Source organism: Actinospica sp., assembly GCF_035552695.1.
Taxonomy (GTDB): domain Bacteria; phylum Actinomycetota; class Actinomycetes; order Streptomycetales; family Catenulisporaceae; genus Actinospica.
In genome coordinates, this window is record NZ_DASZKT010000012.1 from 1 (window position 1) to 11,002 (window position 11,002).

12 protein-coding genes are annotated in these 11,002 nt (G+C 70.3%); 3 read left to right on the forward strand and 9 right to left on the reverse strand.

Features of this window, described 5'->3' with window-relative positions; all coding sequences use genetic code 11:
* Positions 1 to 65 precede the first annotated feature (65 nt).
* From VG296_RS02620 to VG296_RS02645, 6 genes are all read right to left on the reverse strand, one after another.
* Entirely contained in the window at positions 66 to 1,052 is a 987-nt protein-coding gene (locus VG296_RS02620) for a TerC family protein (protein WP_325562635.1), read from the reverse strand.
* A gap of 179 nt (positions 1,053 to 1,231) precedes the next feature.
* Positions 1,232 to 1,468 carry a hypothetical protein gene (locus tag VG296_RS02625; RefSeq protein WP_325562637.1) on the reverse strand — a complete coding sequence of 79 codons (237 nt, stop codon included), beginning with the start codon at positions 1,466 to 1,468 and terminating at the stop codon, positions 1,232 to 1,234.
* 6 nt (positions 1,469 to 1,474) lie between these two features.
* Complete coding sequence (locus VG296_RS02630; protein WP_325562639.1) at positions 1,475 to 2,374, reverse strand: SPFH domain-containing protein; 900 nt, start codon at positions 2,372 to 2,374, stop codon at positions 1,475 to 1,477.
* A 77-nt stretch (positions 2,375 to 2,451) separates the two neighbouring features.
* Positions 2,452 to 3,369: a GlxA family transcriptional regulator gene (locus VG296_RS02635; protein ID WP_349259432.1), complete on the reverse strand. Its 918-nt coding sequence runs from the start codon at positions 3,367 to 3,369 to the stop codon at positions 2,452 to 2,454.
* A gap of 4 nt (positions 3,370 to 3,373) precedes the next feature.
* Positions 3,374 to 4,003 (reverse strand): cysteine hydrolase family protein, encoded by a 630-nt coding sequence (locus VG296_RS02640; protein ID WP_325562643.1) that lies wholly within the window; start codon positions 4,001 to 4,003, stop codon positions 3,374 to 3,376.
* A gap of 69 nt (positions 4,004 to 4,072) precedes the next feature.
* A complete protein-coding gene (locus tag VG296_RS02645) occupies positions 4,073 to 5,089 on the reverse strand; it encodes an aminoglycoside phosphotransferase family protein (protein WP_325562645.1) in 1,017 nt (338 codons plus the stop codon).
* 172 nt (positions 5,090 to 5,261) lie between these two features.
* On the opposite strand from VG296_RS02645, the gene VG296_RS02650 reads away from it, so the two are divergent.
* The 3 genes from VG296_RS02650 (at position 5,262) to VG296_RS02660 (ending at position 7,590) form a co-directional block, all read left to right on the forward strand.
* Positions 5,262 to 6,017 (forward strand): SDR family NAD(P)-dependent oxidoreductase, encoded by a 756-nt coding sequence (locus tag VG296_RS02650; protein ID WP_325562647.1) that lies wholly within the window; start codon positions 5,262 to 5,264, stop codon positions 6,015 to 6,017.
* A 119-nt stretch (positions 6,018 to 6,136) separates the two neighbouring features.
* Positions 6,137 to 6,781 carry a response regulator transcription factor gene (locus VG296_RS02655; RefSeq protein WP_325562649.1) on the forward strand — a complete coding sequence of 215 codons (645 nt, stop codon included), beginning with the start codon at positions 6,137 to 6,139 and terminating at the stop codon, positions 6,779 to 6,781.
* A 104-nt stretch (positions 6,782 to 6,885) separates the two neighbouring features.
* Positions 6,886 to 7,590, forward strand: a complete 705-nt coding sequence (locus VG296_RS02660; protein ID WP_325562651.1) for a class F sortase — start codon at positions 6,886 to 6,888, stop codon at positions 7,588 to 7,590.
* Positions 7,591 to 7,625: 35 nt separating this feature from the next.
* Here VG296_RS02660 and VG296_RS02665 read toward each other — a convergent pair whose 3' ends face one another.
* The 3 genes from VG296_RS02665 to VG296_RS02675 form a co-directional block, all read right to left on the reverse strand.
* On the reverse strand, positions 7,626 to 8,522 hold the full coding sequence (locus VG296_RS02665) for an oxidoreductase (protein WP_325562653.1): 897 nt from the start codon (positions 8,520 to 8,522) through the stop codon (positions 7,626 to 7,628).
* Positions 8,519 to 9,601 carry a Gfo/Idh/MocA family oxidoreductase gene (locus VG296_RS02670; protein WP_325562655.1) on the reverse strand — a complete coding sequence of 361 codons (1,083 nt, stop codon included), beginning with the start codon at positions 9,599 to 9,601 and terminating at the stop codon, positions 8,519 to 8,521. The genes VG296_RS02665 and VG296_RS02670 overlap by 4 nt, the downstream gene beginning before the upstream one ends.
* Positions 9,602 to 9,698: 97 nt before the next feature.
* Positions 9,699 to 10,982: a ricin-type beta-trefoil lectin domain protein gene (locus VG296_RS02675; protein WP_325562657.1), complete on the reverse strand. Its 1,284-nt coding sequence runs from the start codon at positions 10,980 to 10,982 to the stop codon at positions 9,699 to 9,701.
* Between the last annotated feature and the right edge of the window lie 20 nt (positions 10,983 to 11,002).

Consider the following 11,002-nt stretch of genomic DNA (forward strand, 5'->3'; position numbering starts at 1 on the left):
GGAACGGAATGGTGGCGAAAGCGCAAGGAGCGCCTGGCCATCGCGAACGATGATCAGGGCTATGGTCACGATGAGCACGAGGGTGAGGGCTGAGGCTCTTCGACCTCGATCCGCGTCGACCGCCGCCGCGCCACGATGAGGCTCGCGGCGGCGGTCACGGCGAGGACGCCGCCGATGACGGCCAGGGACAGCGTCGTCGAGATGTGCGGCGGGCGCAGGCCCACCGAGGGGAGCGCCTCGAGGACCAGCTTCACTCCGATGAACCCCAGGATCGCCGCCAGCCCGTACGACAGATAGATCAAACGGTCGAGCAGCCCGCCGATGAGGAAGTACAGCTGCCGCAGTCCCATCAGGGCGAAGGCGTTGGCGGTGAAGACGATGTACGGGTCCTTCGTCAGGCCGAAGATCGCCGGGATCGAGTCCAGCGCGAACAGCAGGTCCGTGGTGCCGATCGCGACGATCACCACCAGCAGCGGCGTGACCAGGCGCCGACCGCCGGCCCGCACCCAGAGCCGCGTGCCGCGGTAGTCCGTCGTGCTCGGCAGCGTCCGGCGCACGCGGCGCAGCAGGGCGTTCTCGTGGTACTCCTCCTCGGCCGCGCCCCCGCCGCTGACCAGCTTCCAGGCCGTCCACACGAGCACGGCGCCGAAGATGAAGAAGACCCAGGTGAACGAGGCGACGACGGCGGCGCCGAGAGCGATGAACGCCGTCCGCAGCACGAGCGCGAGCAGCACGCCCACCAGCAGCACCCGCTGCCGTAGCTCGGCGGGCACCGCGAAGCGCGTCATGATCAGCACGAAGACGAAGAGGTTGTCGACCGAGAGGGACTTCTCGGTCACGTAGCCGGCGAGGAACTCGCCCGCCGCCCGCGAGCCGCCGAGCCACCACAGCCCCGCGCAGAACGCGCCGGCGGCCGCGACCCAGAAGACGCCCCAGAGCGCGGCCTCGCGCAGGCCGACGCGATGCGGCTTGCGTCCCACCAGGAAGTCGGCGGCGATCAGCACGAGCAGGCCGGCGACGGTGGCCGCCCAGACCCAGAAGGGGATGTGCATGGTATTCCTCCGGCGTTCGAGACATCGCCGGAGGTCTCTTCCACCCGCTGTCAGAGAGCGGGCCGACCGGCCGGGACCGGCCATGAGGCCGATCCGTGGTGACGACCGGATCGTCGGGGGAATACTCCCCTCCGCTCACTATTCTGGCAGCAGAGTGACCGGCTGTCGAACACCGCAGGTCATGCGGGTGTCGGGGGATCCTCGTCGGCCGCGGGCGGCTCCGCCGGCTTCGGCGGACGCCCGCGCCGCGGCATTCCGCCGACCTCCCGGGGCAGCCGCCCCGCCTGGGCCAGACCCTGCCGCAGCAGGAACTCGATCTGGGCGGTGGTGCTGCGCAGCTCGTCGGCGGCCCAGCGCGCGAGGGCGTCGTGGACCGCCGGGTCGAGCCGCAGCAGGATGTTCTTGCGCTCGGGCATAACAGCTCACTGATAAAGCGTGCCGGTGTTCACCACCGGAGCCACCGGTTGGTCGCTGCACAGCACCACCAGCAGGTTGCTCACCATCGAAGCCTTCCGCTCCTCGTCCAGCTCCACCAGGTGCTCCTCGTCGATCTGCCGCAGCGCGCTGCGCACCATGCCCACCGCGCCCTCCACCAGCCGCTCGCGCGCGGCGACGATCGCGTCGGCCTGCTGGCGGCGCAGCATCGCCTGGGCGATCTCCGTAGCGTAGGACAGCCGCGTGATGCGTGATTCGATGATGGCCACTCCGGCCGCCATGACCCGCTGCGAGAGCTCCGTCGACAGCTGCGAGGTGACCTCGTCGGCGCTGTCCCGCAAGGAGATCCGGTCCATGCCGCGCGAGTCGTACGGGTAGTGCCCGGCGATGTGCCGCACCGCGGTCTCGGCCTGTGTGGTCACGAAGTCGCGCGCGTCCTCGACCGAGTAGACGGACTTCGCGGTGTCCTCGACCTGCCAGACCACGACCGCGGCCATCTCGATCGGGTTGCCGTCCGCGTCGTTGACCTTCAGCGTCTGCGTCTCGTGGTTGCGGATCCGGGTGGACACGCGCTGGCGCGTCGTGAACGGGTTCACCCAGCGCAGCCCGGTGGTGCGGACGGTGCCGAGGTAGCGGCCGAACAGTGCGACCACCCGCGCCTGGCCCGGCGAGACCGGGGTCAGGCCCTTGAGGACGAGCACGGCGGCCACGAGCACGACGAGCCCGGGCGCGACCGTGGCCGTCTTGTGGAGGACCAGCAGCGCGATGCCGCCGCCGAGCAGCACGATGCCGAGGACCAGCATCGGGATGCCGGCGAGGCTGGACTGCTCGCGCTCGCTGACCGGGACCACCGGCACTCGGCCGGTCGTGGTGATGGGTGTGCTCATGGCAGCTCGCCGCCCTCGTTCGAGAACCCCGGGGCGTCCTGCACGTCCCGTAGATAGCTAGCATAGTGATATCACTTTTATGTGCGCAAGGGGGCGCGCGCCCGGAGCCGGCGGAGCATCCGGGCGTCCGCGAAGCCCACGGCGTGAGCCGCGGCTTCGACGGTCTCGCCGTGGCTGATCAGATGCTCGGCGCGTTCGACCCGGAGCGTCTGCTGGTACCGCAGCGGCGTGAGGCCGGTGCTCTCCGCGAACTGCCGGGTCAGGGTGCGCTCGCTCACGCCGGTCACCGCGGCCAGTTCGGTCAGCCGCAGCGGCTCGGCGTAATGGGCGTCGATCTGGTCCTGTGCGCGGTGCACGGCGTCGCGCAGGTGCCAGCGGTGCCTGAGCATCGCGCTGTTCTGCGACTCGTCGCCGGTACGCCGCGCGTAGACGACCATGTCGCGGGCCACGCGCGCGGCGGCGGCGGGTCCGTGCCGCGTCGCCAGCAGGTGCAGCGCGAGGTCGATGCCGCTCGCGATTCCGGCCGACGTGACGACGCGGTCTTCGAGCACGTACAGCACATCCCGTTCGACGCGGGCGCTCGGGTAGCGTCGGGCGAGTTCGTCCTGCAGTTCGTGGTGGGTCGTGCAGCGGCGGCCGTCGAGCAGACAGGCCTGGCCGAGGATGTCCGCGCCCGAACACACACTGGCGACGGAGCCCCCGGCGGCGTGGTGCGCGACGAGCCGATCCAGCGTCGCACGCTGCGGACGCGGTCCGGTGGCGAGCGTGGGCAGGCCGCTGCCCGGCACCAGGATCAGGTCCTCGGCGGTGAGCTCGGGCCAGGTGGTCTCGGCGCGCAGTCGGAGGCCCTGCGCGGTCGCGACCTCCTCCTGCTCGGCCACGTACAACAGTTCGTACGGATAGCCGAAATCGGCAGCCGTCGAGAACACCTGGGCCGGACCGGCGAGGTCCAGCAGGTGCAGCCGCGGCACGAGCAGGAAGACGACCTTCACGATCCGGTCAGCGTACTCCGGCCTCGGCGACTGCGCCGGACAGCACCTCGTCAACCGTCGCGATCCGGGCGAAGCGGCCCGCCAGCGCGTATTCGACCCGCTCGATCACGTCCTCGACGGACAGGGTGCGCGGATCGGCGGACAGCTGCTCGGCCGTCAGTTCGTCGGGGTCGTCGAGGGATTCGAGCAACTCACGATGCGGGATCGGATTCGTGGCCGTCGCGTCGGTGACGAAGGCGACCGCGTACCCGAGATCGGACGCGAGCCGGGCGGTGGTCTCGCAGCACTGCTCGGTCCGGATGCCGCAGATCGCGACCTCGCGCACGCCGTGCTCGGTCAGGATCTGCGCGAGATTCGTCGTGGTGAACGCGTTGTGCGAGGTCTTACGGATCTCCGGCTCACCGGGCTCGGGCGCGAGGCCGTCCTGGTAGCGCACGAACCCGGAAGCCGGGTCGAACACTCCGCCGCTGCCCGGCTCGGAGTGCAGCACCCACACGACCAGGTCTCCCGCCGCACGCGCGTGCGCCACGAGACGGTTCACGTCGTGCACGATGTCGGGGTTGGAGATCGTGGCCCAGATCGGCCGCTGCCGAAAGGACTCCTGGACGTCGATGACGATCAAAGCTTTGGAGGACATGCAGCGATTGTCTCCGTCGGCCCGCGCCGCGCGGTAGATCGAATCCGGTCCGAGAGCGGAACGATCCAGTCATCCCGCCGACTGCCCGACCGCCGAGACCAGGCTGTGCACCACACTCTGCACGGCCACCCACGCCTTCGCGGTGTTGGCGTCGTCGCCGTGCTCGCGGCGGAACTCCGCGGCGAAAAGTGCGAGGTCGGTGAGGTCCCAGCGCAGCGAATACAGCTCGATCAGCTCGTGCCGCGGCACGTAGCCGGTGGCCTCGGCGTATCGCCGCAGCACCGAGCCGTCGCCGGGGTCGAGGTTCCACAGGTCGCGCTCGGGCGGGGCGATCTCGGCCGTGTCCCAGTCGATGAGCCTCCAGCCGTCCGCGGTGAACATCGTGTTCCCGGCATGCGGCTCGCCGTGCGTGAGCACGCGGTGGGTCCCGGCCTCGACCTCGGAGACCAGATGATCGTATTTCCGCACGGCTGCGACCAGCGCCCGTTCGTGGTGCGTGATCAGGGCGCCGAGCGGGACCGAATACGGACCGTGATCCGTCACGTCGGTGCCCTCCGAGACGGCCTCGTCGAGCTCGCCGCGCATCCGGATCCCGAAATCGTCCACCGTCGCTCCGGAAACCAGCCCAGGCGGAGCGCTGTGCACATCGATCACCATCGCGACGACGGCGGGCAGCTGGTCCTCGTAGCGGAACCCGCCCCAGCGGAAGCTCTCGCCCTCGAGCAGCGGATAGACCGCGACGCAGAATCCCTCGCGTGCCGGAATCAGCACCGCGCCGTCCAACGACGGGATCGGCGCGACCACGAAGTCGTAGCGCTCACCGATGTTCCGCAGCGCCCGCGCGGCCCCGATCCCGGCCGCCAGCCGCGCCTGGACCTGCGCGTTCGTCTCATTCGGCGCGCCGCGCCGCCGCGCCAGCTCGTCCACCGTGACGAACCAGCGCGCCCCGCCGGCCTCCACGACCTCCCAGTGGTGGCTGCCGAATCCGACGGCCCGGTACTCGAGGCCGGCGACCTCGATCCCCCAACCGCGCGAGAGCGTCGCGGCCAGCGCGTCCTCAGTCAGGCCCTTAGGCGGAGCGAGCATGTCAGCACGATAACGCGCGATCCGCCGCTTCGCCTGCAATTGCGTCCCGGCCGAACCACGGTTCGGCGGAGCCCGGCCCGCCCTGGGAACGCGGAGTGCCGCTATGGTGACGGGACGGAACCCACTACTCATTCCGGTCCGGGGCGCGGTGCGGACCGGGGAGGACGAGTACATGCGCTTGAGCAACAGAGTTGCCGTGATCACCGGGGCGAAGGGCGGGATAGGGCTGGCGATGGCCGGACGGTTCGCGGCGGAGGGCGCCGGGGTCGTGCTGGCCGACGTGCACGATGCGTCGACGGAGGCGCGGATGCTGGTCGAGTCGGGCGCGTCGGCGCGGTACATCCACGCGGACGTGGCGGACGAGGCGGATGTGATGGCCCTGTTCGCGGAGGTCGAGGCCGAGTTCGGGCGGGTGGACGTGCTGGTGAACAACGCCACCTTCGCGTTCGCGGGCAGCGTCCTGGACGGCGGGGGAACCGTATGGGACGAACTGATGAGCGTGAATCTGCGCGGCGCGTTCCTGTGCGCGAAGGCCGCGATCCCGGCGATGGAGCGCGGCGGAGGCGGCTCGATCGTCAACATGTCCTCGGAACTCGCGCTCATCGGCTCGCCGGGTCCGGCCGCGTACAGCACGTCGAAGGCGGCGCTCGTGCAGCTCACACGGGTGCTCGCGGCGGACCACGCCAAGGCCGGGATACGCGTCAACGCCCTGTGCCCCGGGCCGATCTCGACGCAACTGCTGCAGGAAGTGATCACTTCGGCCTCCGACCCCGACCGGCTGCGCCGGACCTTCGAGGAGCGCACGCTGCTCGGCCGCCTCGGCCGGCCCGAGGAGGTGGCGTCGGCGTGCGCGTACCTGGCCTCTGACGACTCGTCTTATATGACCGGCGCGATGCTGGTGCTCGACGGCGGCTGGACCGCGCACTGACTCCATGTATTGACCCGTGCGCCGACTCCTGCGCTGACTCCCCGCGTGTCAGCTTGACGATATCCGTGTCCGTATTGCAGGGTCGAAGGCTGACGGCTGCGACGAGCACAGGAGGCGGCATGGCGATCGGTGTGTTCGTCGTCGACGACGAGGAGTTGCTCCGTCGCGGCGTCTCGGCGGTGCTCGAGCCGGAGGGCGATATGGAGCTCGTCGGCGAGGCGGCGCGCGCGGTCGACGCGCTCGCCAGGATCCAGGCGACGCGACCCGACGTCGTGCTCCTCGACACCCGTCTTCCGGACGGCGACGGCGTGACCCTGTGCCGCGAGATCCGCGCCGAGCCGAGGCCCGCCGCGTGCCTGATGCTCACGTCGTCCAACGACGATCCGGCACTGTTGTACGCGCTGGAAGCGGGCGCCGCCGGCTACGTCCTGAAGTCGGTGCACGGCACGGAGCTCGTGGACGCCGTGCGCAAGATCGCCGCCGGCGCGTCGTTGCTCGACGCCTCCGGACCCAACGGCCTGGTCGAGCGCATGCGCAGCGAGGCGGCCAAGGCCGATCCGCTCAAAGACCTCGGCGCGACCGACCGGGAGATCGTCCACCTGATCGGCGAGGGCCTGACGAACCGCCAGGTCGGCGACCGGCTAGGCCTGTCCGAGCGCACGATCAAGAACCACGTCTCGCACGTGCTCACCGTGCTCCGCATGGAGCGCCGCACCCAGATCGCCGTCCTCGCGGCCTCGCTCAAGGCCGCGGGAGCACACTGATGGCCGACGCGCTCGTCGAGATCTTGGCCCATGCGAGGGACGTGGAGTTCATCGAGCTCATCCGCCGGTGATAAGGCCCCTTGGCGAAGGCTTGAGGAGCGCACATGGCGAACGACGCCCAGAACGCACCGCGGGGCAACAGGCTGCTGATCCTGGCCGCGGTGGTGCTGGCGTCGGCCGGAGTCGCCGAGCTCTGCCGGGCGGACGGGCCGAGCGGGCCGCCGCGTCCCGCGGCGAACGTGCTCGGCAAGCTGCCGCCGACGACGGGGAGCAGCGCGAACAGCCCCGCCGCGAAGCACGCCGCACCCGCGCCGATGCCGTACTCCGTGCCGACGCACATCGCCATCCCGGCCGTGAACCTGGACGCGGACGTGATCGTCGTCGACCTCAACGACGACGGGTCGATCGCCACTCCCTCGCTCGCGAACGCCAAGGTCGCCGGCTGGTACGACCGTGGCCCGGCACCCGGACAGCCGGGTGCGGCGGTCCTCGACGCGCACGTGGACTCGTCGCTGATGTCCGACTACCGCGGCGCGTTCTTCTACCTCGGCCTCGCCAAGCCGGGCATGCGGATCGACGTCACCCGCGCCGACCACAGCGTCGCGCTGTTCACGATCGACGAGGTCCAGGTCGCGTCGAAATCGGACTTCCCGACCACCGAGGTCTACGCGCCCACGCCCTATCCGTCGCTGCGCCTGATCACCTGCGGCGGCGACTACGACAAGAAGGCGCACGAATATCTCGGCAACACGATCGTCTACGCGCACCTGACGGGGGAGAAGGCCGGACGCAAGGCCCTCGGCGAGTAGCCGGGCGTCCCTACCGGGTCAGGGGTTCCGCGAGGTCAGGGGTTCTGCGCGGTGAGCGGGAACGCGACGCCGGTGAGCTCCTCGGACAGGTCCCAGAGCCTCGCCGCGGTCTCAACGTTCTCCGCCGCGGCCGAGCGGTCGACCAGCTTCGGTGCGCCGCGCATCTCGCGGAGACCGTCCGGGCCGACGAAGCTGTCACCCGGCAGATCCTGCGTCGCCGCGTAGAGCGTCGGCAGCGCGCCCGACTCCGCGCTCTGCGCGAAGACCGCGTTGCCCACCTGCATCAGCGCCCCCATCACCCGGCTGCCGGAGTGCGACTGCAGCGAGGTGGCCGCGTAGCCGGGATGCGCGGCGTACGCACGCACCGGCGAGCCGGCTCGCGTCAGCCGACGCTGCAACTCGCTCGTGAACAGCAGGTTCGAGAGCTTCGACTGGGCATACGCTCGGGCCGGCGTGTACTGGCCGGTCAGGTTCGGGTTGTCGAGGTACATCCGGCCTTGATCCCACTTGTGCGCCTGCGACGAGACCGTGACCACGCGGTCGGTGATCCGCGGCAGCAGCAGATTGGTCAGGGCGAAGTGGCCCAGGTGGTTGGTGCCGAACTGCCGCTCGAAGCCGTCCGCGGTCCTGCCCTCGGGGACGATCATGATCCCGGCGTTGTTGATCAGGATGCTGACCTCGTCGCCCCAGCCCGCGGCGAACTCGCGCACGCTCGACAGGTCGGCCAGATCCAGTCGGCGCACTTCACTGCTGCCGGGTACGGTCACGGCGGCGGCGCGCCCGCGGTCGAGATCGCGTACCGCCAGCACGACGTGCGCGCCGACCCCGGCCAGCGCGCGGCAGGTGGCCAGGCCGATTCCGCTGTTGGCGCCGGTGACGATCACCGTGCGGCCGGTCAGGTCCGGAAGATCGTTCGCAGTCCATTTGCTCATGAGAGTTTCACCACCTGATCCTCTGAAAGTTTCACCACCCGAGCCTCGTCAGCCGAGATCCGGGCGGCCTCGATGACCTCCAACGCGGCGACTGCGTCGTTCGGATTCACGGGCACCGGGCCTTCGCCGCGCAGTGCACTCTCGATCCCCGCGTAGTAGTCGGTGTACCGACCGTCCAGCGTCGGGCACGTCTCGAACGCACCCTCCGCACCGAGCTTGCCGTAACGCTCGGGCGGCGTCACGCCGAAGCCCTCGTCACGCGGCGTCCGCCCGGCCCGCAGTTCGTCCTCCTGGCCGTCGAGGCCGTACGTCACGTACGCACCCTGCGATCCCAGCACACGGAAGCGCGGGCCGAGCGAGGCGGCGGTGGCGCTGGCCCACAGATGCGAGCGCACCCCGGAAGCGTGCGTGAGCGCGATGAACGTGTCGTCGTCCGCCTGCGCGCCCTCTCGACGCACGTCGGCCTGCGCGTAGACGCTGACCGCCGGGCCGAAGAGCGTGAGCGCCTGGTCGACGAGGTGGCTGCCGAGGTCGTACAGCAGACCGCTGCCCTCGGAGCGTCCGCCGAGCTCGCGCCAGCCGCCCTTGAGCTTGGGCCGCCAGCGCTCGAACCGCGACTCGAAGCGCTGGACCTCGCCGAGTCGGCCGTCCGCGACCAGTCGCGCGACCGTGCGGAAATCCCCGTCCCAGCGGCGGTTCTGAAACACGCTCAGCTGCCGTCCCCGCGCCTGCGCGGCCTCCACCAGCGCACGCCCGTCCGCCGAGGTGATGGCGAGCGGCTTGTCGACGACCACCGCGGAACCCGCGTCGAGCGCGGCGGTGGCGAGCGGGACGTGCGTCTTGTTGGGCGAGGCGACCACGACCAGATCCAGCTCAAGCGGCCACAGTTCCTCGGCCTTCGCGACGACCTGGACGTCCGGATACGTGGCCAGGATGTCGTCGCGGCGTGCCGGGTCTGAGGTGACGATCGCGGCGAGCCGGAGGCCGGGCGTGCTGGAGAGCAGCGGGGCGTGGAAGAAGCGGCCCGCCGTGCCGAATCCGATGAGCCCGACGCGCAGCGGGGCGCGGGAGGTGGACATGGAAACAGTCAATCACGAGGCTGGTGCCCCGGCGGGGAGCCGGGGCACCAGGGTGTTCGGGACGAGCGTGTTCAGGGACGACCCTGTTCAGGGACGGCTAGGGGACCTTCCAGACCTGGGCGGCGTCGTTGGCCGTGCAGTCCCAGATCTGCGACTGCGTGCCCGAGCCTCCGTAGTTCGTATCGTCAAGGCATTTATTCGATTGTGGATTGTAGAGCTGCCCGTTCGATTGTGGTTCCCAGACCTGCGCTCCGGTGCCGTTGCACGTGTAGAGATCCACGGTCGTGCCGTCGGCAGTGCCGCCTCCGTTGATGTCGAGGCACAATCCGTAGACGCGGAGCGTGCTGCCCGACGAGACCACCGTCCACTGCTGGGCGGCGGTGCCGTTGCAGGTGTAGACCTGGACCGGGTTGAACAGCGCGGTGCTCGCGCCACGGTCGTCCAGGCACAGGCCGTTGTAGCCGGTGATCTGGCCGGTGCCCTGGCCGCCGCCACCGCCGCTGGAGGAGCCGGTGGTCGTGTACGCCGCGACGTACTGGACGCTCATCGTGCCGCCGGAGGCCGTGCTGCCGGACGGCGAGGTGCAACCGCACACGCCGTTCGGGAAGGCGCCGCCCATCGCCAGGTCCATGATGATCGACAGGTTGTGGTCGAACGCCGCCTGCCACGTGCTCGTGCCGACCTGGCCCTCGGTGACGGTGAAGTACGCGTTGCCGTCGAGGTAGAAGGTGATCGACTCGGCCGAGGTGTTCGTCCGGTTCAGGATCATCGTGTACGTGTGGTAGCCCGACTGACAGCCGCCGCAGCCGGTCAGGCCGCTGCCGATGCCGTTCGGCTCGTTGCACGCGCCGCCCGGGTCGACGCCGCAGTGCACGGTCCCGGCGACCTCCGACAGGGAGTTGACGTCCTCCATGATGTCGATATCGCCGTTCTCGGGCCACTGGCCGGGGCCGAGCATCCAGAACGCGGGCCAGTAGCCGAGGCCGCCGCTGGGCTGCTGGATGGACGCGGTGACCTCGAGCTGTCCGCCGGCCGGGGCGCCGACGTTCGCGCTGGTGGTCTGGACGCGGCCGGAGGTCCAGTTGCTGCCGCTGCCGAGCGCGGTGATGTCCAGGTTGCCGTTGCCGTCCTGGTGCACGTTCGAGGTCGAGTTCGTCATGTTCTCGATCTCGCCGGTGCCCCAGTTGCCCTGGCCGGTGTCGTACATCCACTGCGAGTCGATGCCGCTGCCCGCCGAGCCGGAGAAGTCGTCGCTGAAGACGGTCGACCAGCCGGACGGCGGGCCGGGCACCGCGGCCGACGCGGAGGAGACGACGACCGCGTCGGTCAGCGCGACGATCATGGCGGGGATCGCTATCCAGGCCAGAACGCGGCGCAGCATGGGTGTTCGGGTACTTCTGT